The organism is Dictyobacter aurantiacus, from assembly GCF_003967515.1.
Taxonomy (GTDB): Bacteria; Chloroflexota; Ktedonobacteria; order Ktedonobacterales; family Ktedonobacteraceae; genus Dictyobacter; species Dictyobacter aurantiacus.
Genome location: NZ_BIFQ01000001.1, coordinates 5,826,063 through 5,846,324 on the forward strand (window position 1 = coordinate 5,826,063; position 20,262 = coordinate 5,846,324).

The 20,262-nt window shown below is 56.6% G+C and carries 15 protein-coding genes; 8 read left to right on the plus strand and 7 right to left on the minus strand.

What is annotated here, in order from left to right; genetic code table 11:
- Positions 1 to 225: 225 nt before the first annotated feature.
- From KTT_RS23530 to KTT_RS23540, 3 genes are all read right to left on the minus strand, one after another.
- Positions 226 to 2,625 carry a serine/threonine protein kinase gene (locus tag KTT_RS23530; protein ID WP_126598826.1) on the minus strand — a complete coding sequence of 800 codons (2,400 nt, stop codon included), beginning with the start codon at positions 2,623 to 2,625 and terminating at the stop codon, positions 226 to 228.
- A 9-nt stretch (positions 2,626 to 2,634) separates the two neighbouring features.
- On the minus strand, positions 2,635 to 5,163 hold the full coding sequence (locus KTT_RS23535) for a hypothetical protein (protein WP_126598828.1): 2,529 nt from the start codon (positions 5,161 to 5,163) through the stop codon (positions 2,635 to 2,637).
- Between the two features lie 579 nt (positions 5,164 to 5,742).
- Positions 5,743 to 8,304: a serine/threonine-protein kinase gene (locus tag KTT_RS23540; protein WP_126598830.1), complete on the minus strand. Its 2,562-nt coding sequence runs from the start codon at positions 8,302 to 8,304 to the stop codon at positions 5,743 to 5,745.
- A gap of 323 nt (positions 8,305 to 8,627) precedes the next feature.
- Here KTT_RS23540 and KTT_RS23545 point away from each other — a divergent pair, with 323 nt between their 5' ends.
- Positions 8,628 to 9,104 (plus strand): transposase, encoded by a 477-nt coding sequence (locus tag KTT_RS23545; RefSeq protein WP_160146084.1) that lies wholly within the window; start codon positions 8,628 to 8,630, stop codon positions 9,102 to 9,104.
- A gap of 510 nt (positions 9,105 to 9,614) precedes the next feature.
- Here KTT_RS23545 and KTT_RS23550 read toward each other — a convergent pair.
- Positions 9,615 to 10,148 (minus strand): hypothetical protein, encoded by a 534-nt coding sequence (locus KTT_RS23550; protein ID WP_126598834.1) that lies wholly within the window; start codon positions 10,146 to 10,148, stop codon positions 9,615 to 9,617.
- A 566-nt stretch (positions 10,149 to 10,714) separates the two neighbouring features.
- Here KTT_RS23550 and KTT_RS23555 point away from each other — a divergent pair.
- Together KTT_RS23555 and KTT_RS23560 are read left to right on the plus strand one after the other, a co-directional pair.
- Complete coding sequence (locus KTT_RS23555; protein ID WP_126598836.1) at positions 10,715 to 11,104, plus strand: hypothetical protein; 390 nt, start codon at positions 10,715 to 10,717, stop codon at positions 11,102 to 11,104.
- Positions 11,105 to 11,351: 247 nt separating this feature from the next.
- Positions 11,352 to 12,623, plus strand: a complete 1,272-nt coding sequence (locus KTT_RS23560; RefSeq protein WP_126598838.1) for an ATP-grasp domain-containing protein — start codon at positions 11,352 to 11,354, stop codon at positions 12,621 to 12,623.
- 7 nt (positions 12,624 to 12,630) lie between these two features.
- Here KTT_RS23560 and KTT_RS23565 read toward each other — a convergent pair whose 3' ends face one another.
- On the minus strand, positions 12,631 to 13,212 hold the full coding sequence (locus KTT_RS23565; protein WP_218030971.1) for a GNAT family N-acetyltransferase: 582 nt from the start codon (positions 13,210 to 13,212) through the stop codon (positions 12,631 to 12,633).
- A gap of 224 nt (positions 13,213 to 13,436) precedes the next feature.
- Entirely contained in the window at positions 13,437 to 14,423 is a 987-nt protein-coding gene (locus KTT_RS23570) for a threonine ammonia-lyase (protein WP_126598840.1), read from the minus strand.
- 309 nt (positions 14,424 to 14,732) lie between these two features.
- Here KTT_RS23570 and KTT_RS23575 point away from each other — a divergent pair, with 309 nt between their 5' ends.
- The 3 genes from KTT_RS23575 to KTT_RS23585 all read left to right on the plus strand — a co-directional run bounded on the left by KTT_RS23575 (position 14,733) and on the right by KTT_RS23585 (position 16,951).
- Positions 14,733 to 15,500, plus strand: a complete 768-nt coding sequence (locus KTT_RS23575) for a hypothetical protein (RefSeq protein ID WP_126598842.1) — start codon at positions 14,733 to 14,735, stop codon at positions 15,498 to 15,500.
- 175 nt (positions 15,501 to 15,675) lie between these two features.
- Positions 15,676 to 16,230: a GNAT family N-acetyltransferase gene (locus tag KTT_RS23580; RefSeq protein WP_126598844.1), complete on the plus strand. Its 555-nt coding sequence runs from the start codon at positions 15,676 to 15,678 to the stop codon at positions 16,228 to 16,230.
- Between the two features lie 397 nt (positions 16,231 to 16,627).
- Entirely contained in the window at positions 16,628 to 16,951 is a 324-nt protein-coding gene (locus tag KTT_RS23585) for a hypothetical protein (protein WP_126598846.1), read from the plus strand.
- Here KTT_RS23585 and KTT_RS23590 read toward each other — a convergent pair.
- Positions 16,941 to 17,429 (minus strand): heme-degrading domain-containing protein, encoded by a 489-nt coding sequence (locus tag KTT_RS23590; protein WP_126598848.1) that lies wholly within the window; start codon positions 17,427 to 17,429, stop codon positions 16,941 to 16,943. The two genes, KTT_RS23585 and KTT_RS23590, sit on opposite strands and share 11 nt — an antisense overlap.
- Positions 17,430 to 17,871: 442 nt before the next feature.
- Between KTT_RS23590 and KTT_RS23595 the strand changes: the two genes are divergently transcribed.
- Together KTT_RS23595 and KTT_RS23600 are read left to right on the plus strand one after the other, a co-directional pair.
- On the plus strand, positions 17,872 to 18,738 hold the full coding sequence (locus tag KTT_RS23595) for an LOG family protein (RefSeq protein WP_126598850.1): 867 nt from the start codon (positions 17,872 to 17,874) through the stop codon (positions 18,736 to 18,738).
- A gap of 424 nt (positions 18,739 to 19,162) precedes the next feature.
- Positions 19,163 to 20,239 carry a hypothetical protein gene (locus KTT_RS23600; RefSeq protein WP_126598852.1) on the plus strand — a complete coding sequence of 359 codons (1,077 nt, stop codon included), beginning with the start codon at positions 19,163 to 19,165 and terminating at the stop codon, positions 20,237 to 20,239.
- Positions 20,240 to 20,262: the final 23 nt, after the last annotated feature.

A 20,262-nucleotide genomic window follows, 5' to 3' on the forward strand; every position in this document is an offset into this window, starting at 1 on the left:
GTTTCCGTGGTCCTCGTTTGGTGGGCGTTAACGTGCGTGAAGGGGAAATCGGCCGCGAGGGCCGAACCTACGGGGGACATGTCGTACGTGAAGGGGAAATCGACCGCGAGGGTCGAACCTACGGGGGACATGTCGTACGTGAAGGGGAAATCGACCGCGAGGGTCGAACCTACGGGATTCGCTTTCCGAGGGGGGCAAGCCTTGCGTGCACCCCCTCGCGTTGGTTCAGGAGCCGTTGTGGGGGGCGAGGAGGATGTCGATGTCGTCGGTGTTGGTGGGCAGGTGATCGGTGCCGAACGGGAGCTGGATGTCGACGCTCTCGACGCCGGGCTGGGTCGCCAGGTAGGTTTTGGCGACGCTGGCGGTGGCCCCTTTGATAGGTTGACGTAGCTTCTGGATCTGATCGTCATTGAAGGTGTAGGTCCAGGTGCCGCGTGCCTTAAGGGTAAGGTAGATTACACCACCCTTGCCCGCCTCGGTACTGTCGGGTCCTGAGACGGTGACCTGGCCCTGGAGCTGGTAGCCCTTGCCGAGCTTTTTTTGCGCGTAGTTATTGAGCAGGGAGAGGGCCGCATCCTGCGCGGTACTCTTCTGGTAGGCCGCCGCCTGTCCCTGGGCCTTGATGGTAATCTGCACCTTGTCGGCGGTCGCGTTCACCGGAACGTTGGTGGTCACATCGACGATCTTGTAGTCGGTCGCCCCTCCCATAACCTCGCCCGGCTTGAGTTGCTTCTGCAGATCGCTTTTGAGCTGCTGCTGCAGCTTGGCGAACAGGGTGCCTTTGGTCCCATCCAGGTCGGCCTGCGAGAAGAAGTGGGTGGTGGTATCGTCCACGCCTCCTGTAAAGGGTGCCGGATTGCTGGTATAGAGGGTGGGCTGGCAGCAGGTGCCGCTGATCGCATTGGCGGCGATATTGCCCGCCTGACCCGTCTGCACGGCGACCGCCGGCAGGAGAAGGCGACCGGGCTGATTCGCCTTCTTTGGTGGAACGACGGCATCCTGCGTCAACTGAACCTGGACCCCATTGCCCGCGTTGAGGATGAGCGTTTTGGCGACCGGGATCGGGTTGGGTGATGTATTCACGAACAGGACGTTGCCACGTGCCTGCTGACCCTGGGTCTTGTTGATGCCAGTGGTCGTAATGATGGTCTCGCTGCTATCCGAGGTGGTAAGCACGCGATCAGGGATGGTGCGCGCGTTCAGATCGGTCCCCTTCACCTGCGGCGAGGCGGTCAGCAAGAACGCGTTCTCCAGGTCGCTGGATTTAGGGGTGATGCGTATGGTGGCGGTCGTGGGTGCGCCGATCAGGGGTATGTTGGCGGGAATGATGCTGGCGCCCAGCACACGTGAGATCAGGAGCATAACCAGCAGCAGCACGGCGACCGCCGCCAGCAGCAGCAGGAAGCGCCTGCGTTGCCTGGGGGCATGCGTACTACGTACGGGTTCCTCTGTGATGCGCACCCGTTGACGACCGCGTTCAGTCACATAGGGACGTTCGGTCCTGTCTGTGCGCTCGCCGGTGATGCGTTCTTCGGCCCGACTAACCGCGACCGGCGCGGGACTATCGGTGCCTCGGTGTCGCTGATGCATAATAATGGGCTGGGGCGGATCAGCCGGTGGACGGCGTAGGTGGCCCCCCTGCTTATGGGGACGCGGTTCCACGGGCGCCGCCGGGGCCGCATAGGGCGGCATCTCCTCAGGCTCCAGCTGGATGGTTGACCTGAGCGCCGCGCGCGTGGGCTTGACATCTTCCGTAATGGGTTGGGGCAGCGGCTGACCCTGGACCGCGGCCAGAAAAGCCTCACGCAGGGCCGCGATGGTTGGATAGCGATCCTCCGGTTGTTTGGCCATCGCCGTCTTCACCACCGTATCCAGCTCGGCCGGAATCGAGGCATCGTGCTCGCAGGGGGATGGAATAGGATCGTGCATCTGCATCTCAATGACGCGCACCTCATCGGGATCATTGTAAGGCAGATTGCCGGTCAGCATCTGAAATAGCAGCACGCCCAGGGCATAAATATCGGTCAGATGTGTCACGATCCCCATCGTCTGCTCGGGTGCCATATAGTGTGGCGTCCCCGGCACCTGCTCAAGGGGGATCGGCTTGCCGACCTGGCTGGCATCGCCCGGCCGCATCGCCCGCACCAGGCCAAAGTCGGCCAGATAGGCATAGGGAGGCATATTGCGCCGCAGCTCAAGCAGCACATTTGAGGACTTGATATCCCGGTGAATTAAATTATGGTCATGGGCGCACTCGACCGCGTCCAACAGCTGCTGATAGATCGTCGACACCTCACCCAGGTCGGGGAGATGGTGGCGTAAATAACTGGTGAGCGTCCCCCCCTCGATAAAAGGCATCACAAGATACAGGATGCCCTGCGCGTCCCCAAACTCGATCAGCGGCAAGATATGTGGATGCTGGAGACGAGCGACCGTCCTGGCCTCACGGGCGAAGCGCCGCCGCATGTCTGGATCGGCGGCATAATCGCCCAGGATCACCTTAATCGCGACACGGCGATCGAAGGCCGTACGCTGCCGTCCTTCATAGACGGCCCCCATCCCACCGACGCGAATTCGGCGGATGATATCGTAGTTGCCGAGCTGCTTGCCCTCAAGAGACAGCATTACGCACGTTTATCCTTTCAATGAAGCAGACGAAATCAAGCCACGCGCTGCCGAAGGGGTCGGCGTAGCATCTGGCCCACTGACCGGGGGAGTGCCCCCCGGTGTACCCTTAGAGCCAGGGATTGCGACCACATCAATGGTGATCTGATTCGGATCGGTCGGCATGGTCTTGCTATCATTGCTCAACTTGATTGTCGTGCTCTTAAAGCCCTTCTGCCCATTCAAGAACGCCTGCGCATCCGCCAGCTTCTTGCCCGCCAGATTGTGGGCCAACTGAGACTTCTGCGCGTCCCCAATCTGGTAGACCCAGGTCCCCTGCGCGCTGACCAGCAAGAAGATATTCCCCTGCCTGCGCGTCACCTGGTCTACATGGGACGTAATGTTGCCCACCAGGGCGTAGCCGGAACCGGGATCGCTGGCCGCCTTGGTCTGCAGCCGCGACTGCGCCACCTGTTGCGCGCCCTTCTGATCGTAGGCCATACCGGTACAGGTCGCCGAAACCGTGACCGTCGTCGAAGTGATATTGTGACCCTGATCGCCGATCTCCCCTTTGTTGGTCGCCACCGATTTCGAACAGACGGGATCCCCGACCAGCTGCTCATTGGCGGCCAGCTGCTTGTTGAAATCCGACTGTGCCTGCTTTGAGAGCGACGTCACCAGCGGATTGACCACCGCGTCGACATCCCCCTGCTGCACAAAAGTATAATCCTGCGGATCCTGTCCGCCGGTGAAGGTATTATTACTCACAAAGATGAAGTTATTGGCATTGCAACAATTCCCATTGAGCGTTCCCGCGCCAAGGTTTCCAATCGTGCCACCTGTAACGGCATGGGCTTTAATTGTTACCGAGCCAAAGAGACCACTGCTTGGTTGCGCGGCTGGGATTGGTGCCACTTGATCTGTAATGATGCTTACTCCGGCTCTGGTCGGAATGACTGTGCCCGCACCGACTGTAAAAGGCTGGGTTGATCCATTTTTGAAGGTCAGCGTACCGTGGGCTTTAGCCGCTGGTGTCTGGGTATGACCGGTGCCGGTGACCTGGCGCATCTGCGGGTCGGGCGTGGCCGTTAGGTTGCGCAGTTTGATCTGGAGCTGCTGGGCGTTGGGATTATTGGTCACGGCCTGCATGACATAGTTATCCGTCACCACGCGGCTATCCGGGGTGATGGTCACGGTCGCCGTCGTGCCCTGGACTCCCTTTGGAAGCAGGCTCGACACCGGCCGAACGACCATACTTTGGAAGCCATTAGGATCTATATAGCCGTAGGAAATCCCAAACAGCAACAGCAAGAGGAGGAGCAGGGCTATGAGGAGCAGCAGCCGGCTACCACGCCGGCGTGGACGCTGCTGACCTGGTCGCTGCGCTGGAGGGGGACCTCCCGCGGGTGGCCGCTGCGCGGGGATGGCGCTGGTACTGCCGGCGGCCGCCGCGCTCTGCGGATGCTGACTGGCGGCCGCCGCTCCGGCCAGCCCGGCGGCGCCTACAGCGGCCGCGCCCATGGCTCCGGAACGACGGCGGCCGGCACCATGGGTAGGAGGCGGTGGCACATCCGCATCATCCAGTTCGGTCGGCACAACGACCGGTGGCTCATTGGAGCGGCCCGGCGTGCGCGTCGGGGTACGATTGACGCCACCGGGTGTGCGCTGGTTGACGGGTTGCAGATCGATAATGCCAGGACTGGCACCGGCTGCTGCTGCGCCTGCCTGCTGGGTCGCGTTAGGGTCTGGTCGCAGGCTCTTGGAGTTGCGGGCCGGCTTATCGGCGGGTGCGCCAGTCTCCAGTTCATCATCATCCAGATCGTGTGGAGGTGGGCTTAAACGGGCGGAGCGGCGCATGCGATCGGCGGCCAGGCCAGCGCCAGCCCCCATAGCGGCGGCGCCGGGACCGGTGGCTGGACCCAGATCGTCATCATCATCGAGCGTGCCGCGATGAGGCGTCTCCGGCATGCGTGGTGTCGAAGGAACCTGCGGCGAAGGCGTATTGGCGACGGGCGCGCCCGTCTGTGGATCGGCGCCTGCTTCATTAAATTTCATGGTTGATTGTGGATCGCGGGGCGCCAGGCGACTGGCGGCGGCGCCGGCGGCCGCGCCCGCGATGGCCCCGGTAGTCGCCGCCTTGCCCCGACCACCAAAGAAACGGTTTTTCTTCTCAGGGGCTGGCGCTGGTACGGCCTCCGGAGATTCAGGCACATTGCCCTCGCGTAATGCCTGAGTATACGCCTCCAGGCTATCATAGACGGGGAAGTTCCGCTGGCGTGCGAATTCCGCCGGTCCTGGTCCGCTGGGAGAGACAAAAATCATCTCACGCTGTATCCGACGCCGGACGCTCTTTAAGTCGTCGAAATCCTGCGGGCGCTGAAAAGCTTTATTTGGATTGGGAAGAACTATAACAATTTGCTGGCGATTTAATTTATCCTGCGTCAGGATAGCTCCAAGCACACTTTTGCGATCGTCGGTGGGAGCAACATAGATGACACCAATAGTTGCACTTCGAGGGTCATTCATTCCCAGCAGGTCCGTGCCGTTACCCTGTCTCATAATCCATCATCCCTCTATGCCATAAATTTGCGTTCCTCGCCTATGGCGTTCATTTTACACTATACCGATCATTTCGGAAAGAGAAGAATAAGTTTGCCTGTGCAAAATTACAGTATTCTCACAAATATAAAAAGTTTTAAGGCTGTGCATATATTTTTCTGCCTGCGGCGGGCCTGGTGGGGGAGTCTCTGGACCCCTCTCGCGCCGCCTGCGGCGGCGAGGAGGGGTAGTGAGAGAAGCAGGGGGACACCCCCTGACCCCCGCCAGGGGCCTGGCCGGCCCCCTGGGCCCCCGCTGTGTGCTTATTGCAAGCCTATATATTGTTGCCCGAGTTATTAAGGTTTATACGATTAGCTGGTGCGTGTCGTATATTAATTGGTTTTTATGGGCCGAATGGGGATGCAAGTGAGCATGCTAGGGGCTGTGCCCCAACGTTTCTCACTTCCCCCGCCTCCCGCAGGGCGGCAATTAATGGATAGATATTCCTCTTTCCGGTATCAGGTTTTTTTGCATAAAAGCTTTGCTATCTTATTTATCTCAAGAATAGAGCCGGTTCGTCAAGCATACAGTATCAACGGTTTATCTTCTGGCGGTTGCCGGGGTCTGAATGTCCTGAATCTGTATGTTTATGCCGGCCGGATTGGTTGGTAAGGCGGTGGAGTTCCCCTCCTTTAAATGAATAAACACGTTGGCGATGCCAATTTGCTGTTTTAGGAATTGTTGGGCGGCGCTGATCGATTTACCGGCGACGGCCTGGAGCAACTGCTGCTTGCGCTGAGGGCTGAACTGGTAGGCCCAGGTCCCCTGTGCGCTGACCAGTAATGCGATATTTTGTCCCCGGCGGTTGATATTGATAACCCTGGATGTGACGTTACCCACCAGGGCATAGCCGGAGCCGGGATTGCTGGCCGCCTTCTGTCGCAGCCGGCTGCTGGCGATCTGCTGCGCGCCCTTCTGATCGTAGGCCATACCGGTACAGGTCGCCGACACCGTCACGGTCGTTGAGGTAACGTTATGGCCCTGATCGCCGATCTCCCCCTTGTTGCTCTGTACAGATTTCGTGCAGGTTGGAGCTCCGACCAGTTGCTCAGTGGCGGCCAGCTGTTTGTTGAAATCCGACTGTGCCTGCTGTGAGAGCGACGTCACCAGTGGGTTGACTACCGCGTCGACATCCCCCTGCTGCACAAAGGTATAATCGGCCGCGTCCTGCCCGCCTGTGAACGGAGATAAATTGCTAACAAAAATAGTATTATTTGAAGCACAGCAAGTTTGATTTATATCCCTGATTTTTATATTGCTATTGTTGCCCACATTTATTGTATGTGCAGCGGCGGCCACATTGCTTGTATGTGCGGTTGCCGCATCCGCTGGGGGGATAGTTGTTGTATTGTTAATTGTTACTTGTACCCCATCTTGCCCTGTAAGGATAGTACCTGCCTGGATGGTCTGAGAAATAAAAGCACCATTGAAAAAAGTCAACGTCCCTTTAGCGACGGTTCCGTTGGTTTTGTTGTGTCCGGTGCCGGTGATCTGGCGCATCTGTGGGTCGGGCGTGGACTTTACGTTGCGCAGGCTGATCTGGAGTTGTTGGGGATCGGGATTGGCAGGGACGCCTTGTATGATGTAGGTGTCAGTGATGGTTTTGCTGGTGGGGACGATGGTGATGGTGGGTGTGGTCGGGCCGCCTGCGCCTCCGAAGAGGGGAGGGATGCCGGTGAGGGCGTGGAGTCCCGGGAAGATGGGGGTGAGCAGGACCAGGAGCAGCGCGGTGATGAGCGCGGCGCTGCAGAGCAGGCCGATTGTAGTGAGCTTGCGACCACGGCGACGATGTTGTCCCGGTGGCATGGATTGGTTTATAGCTGTCGCGGGCCCAGCTGGTCGCCTGGCGGGTGGCAGCGGGCTTGCAGGCGAGGCGGCGGCTCCGCTGCTACGTGTGCGCGTGGGTGCTACCAGGGGACGCTCCGCCGAGGTGTCGGGTCCGCGTGATGTGCGACGCGGGATACGCCCGGCACGGCTGGAATTCTTGTAGTCATTATTGGGCTGCTGCCGTGCCGGGGTGTGGGTTGCTGGATCGGCTTGCGAGCGTGGTGAGGTGTCTGGCTGGCTGTTCAGGAGCAGGTCGTAGCCGGAGGCGCCATCGAGGGAGACGAGGGCGTCCGGAGCGGCTCCGCTGTGTTCGCCGAGGTCGTGACCCCAGACGCTGTGCGCGGATGGTAGCGAGGGCCGGGAGGGTTGTGGTGGATAGCGAAGCGTCTGCTGGCGAGAAATGGCCTCTACGGTGCTGGCCGAGACCACTTCGTGTACCGCGCCCCAGAAGTCTAGCGCGTCGGCGTAGCGCTGACGCGGATCTTCCGCCAGGGATTGCAGGATGACGTCATCCAGGTCCGGGGGCAGTAGCTCGAATAACTGGCTGGGCGGGATGGGTGGTTGCATGGGCGCGCGGCTGCGCAGGTCCACCAGTGAGCGCTTGAACGGTAGCCGGCCCGTACAGAGCTGATAGAGGATCACGCCCAGCGCGAAGATATCGCTGGCCGGCTGGGCGCGTCCCTGAAGTTGTTCCGGTGCCATGTAGGGAAGCGTCCCGCCGGCCGCGAAGGTAAAGTGGGTCGCGTCCTTCTCTACGGCCAGGCCGAAATCGCTCAGCAACGCCTGTTCGCTGCCATCGGGGAGCGCGCGAAACAGAATGTTCAGCGGTTTCAGATCGCGGTGGATCACCCCCTGTGAATGGGCGAACGAGACTGCCTGGCACACCTGCTCGAATACCGACAACGTCTGCGCGAACGGAAACGGAATCCCCTTGCGCAAACGCTTATGCAGGTCTCCGTTCTGCGCGTACTCCATCACGATATAGGGCACGAAGATGCCCTGCGAGCGATCCAATAGCTCCATGCGCGCATTGCCATAGATGCGCACCACATGAGGATGGCGCCAGCGAGCCACCTGGGACGCCTCCTTCAAAAAGCGATCCACCGTACGTTGATCCAGCTCCTGCGACTTGATAACTTTGACCGCCACCTCACGCTGCTCACGTTCATCCCAGGCCAGGCACACATCGGCCATCCCCCCGCTTCCCAGCACCCCATCCAGACGATAGCGCTGTCCCAGGCGTTCCACAGCGATCCCATAGCGCAACAATTTCATCGCAAGCACCTCAAATCAACAAACAGACAGACCGGCGGGCAAGGTAGATACCATAAATGGTAAGAGCGTACATGGAATAACTATATATGATATAAGCAATTATTTCATTGTGATAGGAGAAAAGCAAGGAAGAGCGCATCCCTTCGTGCAAACGACACCCCAATTTTCAACGACCTTTGTTCAGGGAAATTACATTCTTTTTCCGCTTTTATCAATGTGCGCAGTATTGTTCTTTATGTAGGCGAGAATATGAATAAAAATGTTTGATATTCTTGAGAGCACAAATGAAGGGAGAAATAATGGGAAGGGACAACAATAATAAGATGGAAGTGCAGCGGACGAAGAAGATACGCATGGTTAACTATGATTATCGCCAACCTGGAGCTTATGCGATTACTATCTGCACCAAAAAGCGGCGCTGGCTATTTCAGCATTCGGCCTTGCGTGCTATTGCATATGGCGAATGGTACAATCTCACGCAGCATTATGCCGGCATTATTCCCGGCACCATCATGGTTATGCACAACCATATCTATTGCATCTTGATTATTGAGAAGGATCAGCCAGACGTAAAAAGTGTCATCGAGATTATCAGCGGTTACAAATCTCTCGTCTCAAATGCGTGGTATGCCTATCTCAAAGAAAGCAATAGCTGTTATCCAATGAAAATATGGCAGAAGCGTTTCTATGATCATATCATCCGCGATCAACGCGACTTCGATGCCCAAACGGCATACATCCTGAACAATCCGGTTGCTTTTAAGGCCAAACAAAAGAAGAAAAACCACAAGTCGAAATAAATTTGAGAACGTATACCCGTTTCATGAGACGAGGCATCAAGAAACGCGAAATCGTATCGGGATCATGAAGACGGGGGCAACAAGAAGCACGAAAATGTATCCCGTAGGCGGCATAGGATTGCGGACTCTTTCATACACGTTGATTACACGAAAACGCCGCAATCCGGCCTTGTGCATGCCGCCCCGTTGACGTACGTTATTTTCCTAAAAAAAGTATATGCTCGTACGCCAAAGAGGCGGTATATATAAGCCGGCATTTGGTATGGCAAGGGGTTGATGTATAAACCGGCATTTGGTACGTCAACGGAGGTGATATATAAGCCGGCATTTGGTATGGCAAGGGGTTGATGTATAAGCTGGCATTTCGTACGTCAACGGAGGTGGCATGCACAAGGCCGGATTGCGGTATTTTTGTAAGGGGAGATGGTTGATGGCGTCCGCAATCCTATGCCGCCTACGGGATACATTTTCGTGTTGGGCGAGCATGCGTGTATGGGGACGTTATTGGGGTCAGGTGATGATGTTTTGTTGGTGGAGGTAGGCGAGGGCCTGGTCGGTTTCTTCGATGGTTTTGTTGAGGATGGTGGCGATGTCTTTGGGGGTGCGGTATCCATCGATGAGCATGTAGACGGTGCGGTAGCGATGGGGGAGCTGACGGAGTTGGTCTGGTGAGAGCTGTATTTTCTGGCGCGGAATGGCCTGGTAGCGGTGTTGGGCCTCCTGGGCACGCGCCTGGGCCTGCTGCTGTTGGGTGACCTGGTTGACCTGCAGCAGCTGGGCGTGGTATTCGTTGCGAGCCGCGATATTTGAGGTTTCGGGGGCGATGAGCTTCCAGTAGAGGCGTCCGAGTGGGGCGAGCATGGTTTCCCAGCTTTCACCACGTCGGGGAGCTGGAACAGAGAGAATATCAAAGCTCTGCCCATCCTGAATAAGCACCTCAACGAATCCCGGTTGTCCGTTAATCATGATGTCCGCGTGAAAGATGCCAGAGTATTGATAGGATACGGCCAGCCGCAAGAGTTCCTCGTAGCTAATATGTAACATATGGTTTAACCACCATTTTTTTCTTTTTTTTAACTTATGCAAGAGTGATGCATTTGATGAGTAAATGCCACAATTGCTTGATGGATATACCATATCATATTGCCAATAGCTGTGAAACCGGCGTTCCTTTATGAAACAATGATATTATGTTTCAGAAAATTTCTATTTGTATCTTGATATTTCATGCTGTCTTAAAACTTTCATGGACTCTTAATAAAATTGATATACTTGATATAAGTTGTCTTACTTTTGTATGATGTTACTGTGAGTGGCCTGGCCCGGGAAGAACATCGAGCTCGATAGAGGCCTGGGCGTTATGGTGAAAGGAGCAGGCGGATGACGCAATCGCCGTGTGTGATGGTAGCTGACAGATATGAAATACCCAGGAGGTCGGACGCCGTTGTGCGGGATTGCTATTGGGATGATGGGGGAACTGTCCGGCTGGTCGTGTGATAGCGGCATTTCATGCATAGGTGGCGCCGCGTTGATGACTCCAGTATGAGCTTGACGGGGGCAGCTATATATATGATAAGAGAGTTTTATTCGTTTGAAGGAGTGTGTGTGGCATGGCATACATTGAAGATGAGTTTCATCAGGTTACCAAGCAGGGAAACGGCAAGCATTTCAGTGCGTACATTCTACAGCTTGACGATGGCCATGCGGCTATCCTGCCCCGAGGTATTCAGTATCCGAGAGAAATGGAGCATGAAGATGGGTATGTACCACGATGCGACGCCACGCTAGCCAATGCCATAAGGGACGGACGCCTTGAAGAGACCGAGGACGAGGAGCCTCTCTATCCTGGTTACGAGCCACTTCCACCTGAGCCGCCCGATTTTGTTCCACCTCGCGATGCCATTGTGTCGACGCTCTACTTTGGGGGCAGCCTGATCTCAATACAATGGACGCGCGCCAGGGTCCAGGTCGCGAAAAAGAGGAAGCGTCATAATTTTTAGAGAGTGCTTACTCTTGTTATAGTGGGGCACGTGAGCGCCCCGCACGGGCGGCCGCTGGCGCGGCCGCACTGTTTTTTTATGGTGATGTAACCGGGGGGCGCATGCGCCCCCCGGTTACATCACCATAAATATGGTTGTGGCGCCCCGGTTGCATCACCATACAATGGGCTCATGAGTATTGCAGGTGCCGACCCTCTGCTGTAGGTATATAATAGGGGGCAGTAGAGGGAGGAGGATCCGTGTTTTTATGTTTGTAGACGAGCGTACGAAAAGAGTTTTGTTATTGATGTCGCCGGCGACCTACCGGGCCGGCGCTTTTGTAAAGGCGGCGCAGCAACTGGGGTTGGAGGCGGTGATCGGGCTGGATCTGCCGCAGACGCTGGCGGAGCTGTGGCATGTGCCGCTGGGCCTGGACTTCGCGGATATCACGACTTCGTTACAGACGATTGTGGAGCAGGCGCGTGAGGAGGCGTTCGCGGCCATCCTATCGGTGGACGATAGCGCGACCGAGCTGGCGGCATACGCGAATCTGGCGCTGGGACTGGCCAACAACTCGCCGCAGGCCAGCGAGGCGGCGCGCGACAAGCTGCTGATGCGCCAGCTGATGTCCGCCGGTGGCGCGCCGTGTCCCATTTTCCGCAGCTTCTGGCTGCATGAGGATCCGGAGTGGATCGCCGGTCAGGTCAGCTATCCCTGCGTGCTCAAGCCCCGCCGGCTCTCGGGGAGTCGTGGTGTGATACGGGCTGACAATCCCGTTGAATTTTTGGCCGCTTTTGAGCGCCTCAAGCGCTTGCTGCTCTCTGACGGAGCCTCCGAGCACGACACCTCCATCCTGGTGGAAGACTTCATTCCCGGCTTCGAGGTCGCCCTCGAAGGACTGCTTACCGACGGTCAGCTCAAGGTGCTGACCTTGTTCGACAAGCCAGATCCGCTGGATGGTCCTTTTTTTGAGGAGACGATCTATGTGACGCCATCCAGGCTACCCGAGGTGGTGCAGCAGTCTATTGCCGAATGTGTCTCGACGGCCGCCGCCGCGCTAGGTCTACGCACCGGACCCATCCACGCTGAGCTGCGCGTCAACGAGCAGGGACCCTGGATGCTGGAGATGGCCGGCCGCTCAATTGGCGGACTCTGCTCGACGATTCTGGAGTTCGGCTCAGGTATGTGCCTGGAAGAGCTGATCCTGCGCCACGCCATCGGCGAAGAGGTCGCCACGCTGGAGCGTGAGGAACAGGCGGCCGGCGTCATGATGATCCCCATTCCGGGGGCAGGTATTCTCAAGGGGGTGCACGGCATTGAAGAGGCGCTGGCCGTTCCGCTGATCACCGGAGTTGAGATTACCGCGAAGCTCAACAATCAGCTCGTTCCCCTGCCTGAGGGGGCCAGCTATTTAGGCTTCATCTTCGCGCGCGGCGCCACCCCGGTCGAGGTCGAGGCGGCTATCCGGCAATCCCACCAGCGTCTACGCTTCGAGATCCGGCGCAGCATCCCTCTATTGAATACAGGTGGCATCCGATAGAGAGCGATCACCACAGTTCGTTTTCGCCAAGCTCCAGATAGACATCCGCTCCCAGAAAGTCAGAGCGGTGTCGCCGGGCTTTGATCGAGAAGAAGCGGATCATGGTAGCCAGTCCCAGCGTATCGCTGCGGAACGGCTGCGTGCGCGTGCCGCCGACGAGGTTGGTGTGGATAGCATGCTCCCAGCCGGCCTGGAGATAGAACGATACCAGCGGTGGTTGACAGGTAAAGATGCTCATGTCGGCGCCACTCTGCTCAATAAAGTCGGTCGCCTCGCTGACCAGGCGCAAGCCGAGCCCCTGGTGGCGATAGGAGGGGTGGGTTACTACCTCGCTGAGGCCGAAGACCTGGTAGCTCTCGCCCGCGTGCTCGATGGTCTTCCAGGGAACCGCCACGTGGCAGACAACGGTGCTATCAGCCAGCAGCACGAACGAGGTGGGCTGCGTCTCTGGATTATCGGGCCACGCGACCTCCTCGTCGCTCTTCCCCGCCAACGCCTGTGGCCACTCACGCCGCAGCAGGGCGAGTATCTGTATGCGCACGGTTGGTGGGCAATCTTCCTGCAGAAATTGCAGCAGGCGAAGTATCACAGGCGTTCACCTTCTACCAGGGATGCTGGTTGATACATTGCTCATTCTTTTATATATAGATGCATATGTGCCATTACATCAGTTCAAATAGCTTGCTCAGTATACCCGAGGCAACCGACGCTGGCAAGAGAGGACATCCCCATAAATTCGGGCCTCGCGCCCGATTTCTCGTCTCCATGCAGCCATGCATCACGAAAAGAGAAAATCGGGCGCGAGGCCCAAACCTACAGGGTGGGGTTGGATGTGATGGCGTGGGCGTAGACGGTAGGGTCGACGTTGCCTCCGCTGACGATGCAGCAGACGCGTTTGCCTTTGAAGCGTTCTGGATTGGTGAGCAGGGCACCAAGGGTCAGCGCGCCGGTCGGCTCGACCTTGAGATTGGCGTAGAGGAAGCAGTGCTTAAGGGCCGCCAGCGTCTGGGCGTCGGGCACCTCGATGATCTCAGCCAGACCATGCTGCAGGATCTCCCAGTTGATCTGTCCCAGGCTGATGGTGCGGGCGCCATCGGCGATGGTGTGGGGCTCGGCCTCATTTTTGATCAGGCGGCCGGCCTGCAGCGAGCGGGACGCGTCATTGCCAGGTTGGGGCTCGGCGCCCACGATCTCGGTCGTCGCCTGCAGATGGTCACGGGCCACTACGATGCCCGAGCTCAATCCACCCCCTCCCACGGGCGCCACAATCGTATCAAAATGGCTGTAGGCCAGGATCTCTTTACCCAGCGTCGAATTGCCAGCTACTACGCGATAATCATCATAGGCCTGGGCCCCGAAGGCATCGGGCGACTGCTCCAGCAGCTGCGCCATGCGTCCCGCCCGGCTGATCTCGCGCACCTCGATCAGATCGGCGACGCCGCCATAGGACTGGACCGCCGCGATTTTCACCTGAGCCGACGTCGACGGCATCACTACCGTACACGTTTTGCCTAGTAACTGGCAGGCGTAGGCGACTGCCTGGCCGAAGTTGCCCGAAGAGGCCGCCACAATATTCTTCTGCGGCACACTGGCCAGCAGGTTATAGGCCGCCCGAAATTTAAAGCTCCCCGTATATTGCAGCGACTCACTGGCAATCGTGATCTCGCAGCCCAGTTCAGCCGATAGGCGCGTCGCCGGCACAAACAGCGTCGGACGCACAAAAGCTGGCAACGACTGCCAGACCTGCTCAACATAAGCATCAGTCAGCTCAGGAGCCGAAGGATAAGAAGCAAGCATCATAAATACCTCATCGTCTCAATGTACATACAGCCTCACGCGCATGAAGTGTGAGGCAGAGATAGCAGGAACTTTCCCCTGACATCCCCGTTTTACAATTTTTTGATCTTTTTAGACTATAATAAGCAGAGCGTGGATATCTATGTATGGTAACCGATGGGAGCCCGATGCGCAAGCGGCCGCGCCACAAAGAATTGTTCAGGTTTTTGTGATGAATAGAGATTTTTGTGCGTATTTTCTTAAAAAGTATTTAGGCGAGAGGAGCAAGGACGTGAAGCACTTATTGACGAGGGAAAAGGTGAGGGATAGCTTGTGTGTGCTCCGACCCGACATGTGACGGCCAGGTATATCGCTTTTCGCTATGGTGCATTGTTTGGGCTGGGGATCGGCTGCGGGGTGCTCCTGCTGGTGGCCTGCGTGCCGTGGCCAGATCTGCTGGTCTGGATGATGCTGATGGTTGTATTGTGGATGGTGGGGGTGTTTGGGATAGGTATGTTGAGCACCAATGCCACGGCCGAGGCGACAACCGGCGTGGCAGCGGGCTTCTGGGTAGGTGCGGTTGACGCCGTCATGAGCATTATGGTGATTGTCTACCTCCTCTATCGCTATCATGAACCACTTTTTAACGCGCGCCAGACCTCGATCAAGGCCTGGGGCCTTGAGTTTACCATGCTCTATGGATTGCCGCTGCTCTGGTTATTTTTGACGGTGCTTGGCTCCTTGCTCGGCGCGCTCGGCGGCCATAGCGCGTTGCGCGGCATGCGCTTGCCAAAGGAGCAGGCGCCGGTTGCCGTGCCTCCTCTAAAGGGTATGAGTGTCATGAGTCTGCTCACCGGCATTATCGGTGCGATCGCCCTCGTTCTCTCCCTCTTTGTGACGAGCATCAACATCTGGCTGGTCTGTGCCAGCCTGCTGATCGCGTTTGCTGGCAGTGTCATCGTCATCGTCATCGAGCAACAGCACAGCTGGAAAGGCTGGGCCTATGCCGGGCTATATTTATCCCTGCTGGTCGCTCTGCTGGCCCTGTTGCGCCTGGTCGCCTGGCTCCTCATATTTATGCACGTCTTGTTGGGTTTTTAATTGGACTCGAGGTCCGAACCTATGTGTGCGCGTGTATGTGGGGGAGGGGGAAATCGGGTGCGTGGGAGGGCCGAACCCATGATATGGATTGACTTCTATATTATGATGCCGTTATATGCACGATCACCTATTCTCATTTGCCATAATCGCCTTCAACACATAAGGAGAAAAAAGCATGTTTGCTCTTGACAATGTCTCTCTGCGCCCCCTGGAGATAGACGACCTGGATACATTTTACGGCTGGGAGTACGACATTGAAATTTCGCTGCTGGCAGGTTGGGTGCCGTTGCTGTCCAAAACCGCCTTCAGGCAGAAATTCGAGCAGCGCATCAGCGAGCCGCGCGATGACATGAAATATTTCGCCATTGACTATAAGGGTCGATTTGTCGGCTTTCTCCAACTGGCCCGTATCGACATCGATGAGAGGCGTGCCACCATCGGCATCGTCATCGGCTCTAGAGAGCATTGGGGACGTGGCATCGGGAGCACGGCCCTGCGTCTTGTACTGGATTACGCCTTCACGGTAAACAATCTGGAGCGCGTCTACGCAGAGGTATGGGGCATCAATCCGCGCTCCCAGCGGCTGATGGAGCGCGTTGGTTTCCAGAAAGAAGGCATCCTGCGCCAGCATGAAATCCACAACGGCGTTCGCCAGGATGTCCACTTCTATGGCATCCTCAAGCCCGAGTTTTACCAGCGCTATGAAACCATCTTCAAGCTCGCCGATTAAGAATGGGTCTTACTTTCGTTACCCTACAGCACGTGAGCGCTCCCCAGGCGCGTCCGCACTGGCTTTTTGTCTGGTGGTGCCTCGGGGCGTGCATGCGCCCCGAGGCACCAACTCAAAACGGACTCGTGGGTACTGTAGGCGCGGCATATCGGTGTTGCCCAGAAGTTAGCTTTATGGTGGTGCATGGGGACGCATGCGCGCCCATGCACCACCAGACAAAAAGCCAGCGCGGCCGCGCAGCGGACGCGCCTGGAGGGATAAATTGACTATATCTGGCGTTGCGCGGCATGAATTCTTCGGGGGGAATATAGATATAGAGCTATATTTACGGGCCATATTTTGATGTGTTATACTAGCGGTACGTGCGGTTTCTTTACAGCGAAACAAGGGGAGTTCTGTGGAGCAGAAGCAACAACATGTACACTATGACGAATTTTCCGAACAGTTCGTTTCCATTTTAGTTGAACAGTGGCCCGATGTGCTTTTCATTATTAATCGTCAATCGCCTCGATTGGCCGGACTGCTTCGGACGGGGCTACCGACCAATCTCAAGCGCCTGAATGGTGCCTGGCGTATTCAAGTCATGACGAAGCGACTCTCACAGCGAGCAGGCCTGCAGTCGCCACGCGATAACGAGATCGTCGCCCAGGCGATCCGGCTCTGGGCTCATACCGCCGCGCAACTGCGCCTGCCACGTATCAGTGTTGAATTTACTGTCTAACCGTATCCCGCGTCGCCAGAAACTGTCTCAGCACACCGACGACCAACTCGTGATCCTCCTGTTGTGGCAATCCTGACACCGTCACCGTACCGACGACGCCCACGCCACGAATGATGAGCGGAAAAGCACCGCCATGGGCCGCGTATTCCTGCGAGGAGATCAGATACTTTTCCTCCATTGTTCTGCCCGCCTGCTTAAGCGAGCGGCCCACATAGAAGGAACTATGGCCGAAACGCTGCACCACGTTATTCTTGCGACGAATCCACTCGCCATTATCGATGGCGGTTCCCTCCATGGCGAAGTGGAAGAGCTGCAGCCCATGGCGGCTAATATCGATGGCCACCGGCTTACTGCGCGTACGCGCCTCCTTGAGCAGGGCCAGGCCGAGCTCCAGCGCCATTTCATTGGAGAAACGTATAAATTGTAGCTCCTCTTCCTGTTCCAGCAATTCTTTTAATAACGTATCATCATCACTCATGGTTATGTTATCCTTATCTTTAGTAGAATTGTGATCGGCTTGAGTATAGCATATATCGTCCCCCGCGAAAAAAGGGCAGAGGTTTGCAACATAGAAGAGGCTAGAGCGTAGATTATATAGGGTCAGAAGCGAGTCTTTGAATTCATATAGCCATAAAGAGGGGTTGTTTAAGCGAGGCTTTACCAACATTTAACACAGCTATGATAGTGGTGGGCAGTATTGCGTGCTATACTGGATTTGTTATTGGCAATATCATTCGCGAGCGGTAAAAGTCTGTTAGAAGTGCCGCTTGATCCTGGTGACCGGTGATGCTGAGTTCCCTCAATCCTTTGTTATGATGGTTATGGGGAAAGCTTTTTGTCCCCTGGCGGGCCGGGCATACGAATTTTAGTGCTATCAGTAGTCAGAAATGCATTTTATTATGAAAAGTAGGAACACCAAGATGAATGGATCGGGTAATCATCGAGACAAGACGGCGACCGAGCGCTATAATGCTCTGCGCCAGAAGGGGGCCGTTACAGATGATGAGAGGTTGCTTAGCCGGCCGACGCAGCCGCTGGTCAGCCCCAATCAGCCCGTTCCACATGAGCGTATCAAAGAGGAGGAGCATGCCTTTGAGCGTGCGCTGAACTTTGATTATACGATGACAGATCCCTGGCGAGTGTTCCGTATTATGAGCGAGTTCGTCAATGGTTTTGACGTGCTGGCCCATATTCCTCCCTCAATCGCCATTTTTGGTTCCGCGCGTACCAAACCCGATGATCCGTCTTATGCCGCCGCCACCGAGACCGCGCGCCTGCTGGCCCAGGCTGGCTTTGGCATCATCACGGGCGGGGGACCTGGCATCATGGAGGCGGCTAACAAGGGGGCACAGGAGGGTGGAAACCTGTCAATTGGCTGTAATATTGAGCTGCCTTTTGAGCAATCATCCAACCCCTACCTGGACATCTCACTCGACTTCCGCTACTTTTTTGTACGTAAGACGCTGTTTATGAAATATTCCAGCGCCTTTGTCATTTTCCCTGGCGGCTTCGGCACTATGGATGAGCTGTTTGAAGCGCTCACGCTGATACAGACCAAAAAGGTCAGCAATTTTCCGGTCATCCTCTATGGGTCCGCGTACTGGGGTGGTCTGATGAACTGGCTGCGTGAAACCATGCTTGGTGTCGAGAACATCTCGCCCAAGGACCTGGACTTGCTGCTGATCTCCGATGATCCAGCCGAGATCTGCACCCTGGTCTGCGAGGCCTATCAGCACAACAGCCAGCTTGAAAAAGTTGATCGCACGCGCGAGACTTCGATTCGCTAGCGCGGTGCTCTCCGCGCAGGCGGCCGCATGCGCGGCCGCCATTTTTTATTAATATGGAGGTGTGACCGGCGCGCATTCGCGCGCCGGTCACACCTCCATATTAATAAACTACTATAAAGCGGGGAGGTGCAGGAGGGGCGGCGAGCCCTCCTGCCGGGGTTTGGGCGAGCATGCTCCCAGCATGCTCAAGTCCCCAAGTCCCCAGGTCCTTCTTCTTTCCCCTTCCCCGCCCGCGGCGGGGATACAAAAATGGCTACTATTTCAACCATTTCCGCAGGTCATCCGTACACCTAAATAGAAGGTTTTGTGCGCATAAGCAAGAAAGCACACTCTTTTAAGCCGGCAGGGCCACGATCCAGTAAAAGGGTATCAGGATCGAGCTGCTTGCCGTATATTATTGATAAAGCTAAAAAGGTTTTCTTTCATGCTACTATATAACCCGGAAAACAAGGGCCGAATATTAACAATCGAGCATCCGACGGAGAGCATACCCGCCTTGATGGTGTTTTCGGGCAATGCCGGCCAGCTGTTGCGGGGCGACATTCCGACCGTCAATATTTTAAAGGCCATGCGCCAGCGCGCGCAGCGCAACGGCGTGCCGTTCACCATGCATCTACAGGAAGCGGGGGCCATGAACAGTCGCAGTGTCGGCATGACGCGGCTGCTGGAGGATGTCTTTGGCGACGAGATCGTCATCTTTCGCTACGGTACCGAAGAGACAAACGGCCAGGTTCGCGATGGGATGGACCAGTACATCGTGTCCTCGCGCAACCTGGTGATCCGCTCGCGCAGTGCCATCCATCTGACAATGGTTGAGCGCAAGTTTATGCGCCGCAACCAGCGCGTAGCTCTGAATACAAGCTATGATTTGATGCTGCCGAATGGCGAGAAGATATACCTGGAGACGACCGGCTTCCACTATGATCTGGGTTTGACGCCGACCAGCACGCAGATCAGTCGTCGGCAGGCCGTCGAGACCCGGCATGGCGTCGAGAAGCTCATTCAAAAAGATCTGGGCCACCAGGACGGCAAGGCGCAGATCGGTCTGAAGGGCCTGGTTACCTTCAGCGGTGACGGCAATACGCGTGGTTTCATTGGAACTCGCTGGCAGACAGATCGTGTCGAATATCTGAAGCAGGGTCTGGGCGAGGGGGTCAAGGAGGCCACCGCCGAGATCAACGTGACCGCCAATCTGCCGCACAGCATCCAGCAGGAGTTTCTGGAGCAGAAGAACTCATTCACCCGGCTGGCTGGACACGTCGTCAACTCGGCCATCGATGCCATCGATGTCACCACTGGCAGCAAGTGGGGTGAGCGCAAGTTGGATCACCAGTTCTATCGCGACTTCGTCATCAACTCTGATGGTTTGCTGGTTCCCCTACACCGCTTCGATGTCATCGAGAACAACGTCTTCTACAACTTCGCCAACGCCGACCACTACTTTATCAGCACCCTCTTTGGCTATCACGCAGCCGAAGACGAACAGATGGCCGCCGATTGAGCCAGTCCCTGGTCAAACCGAGG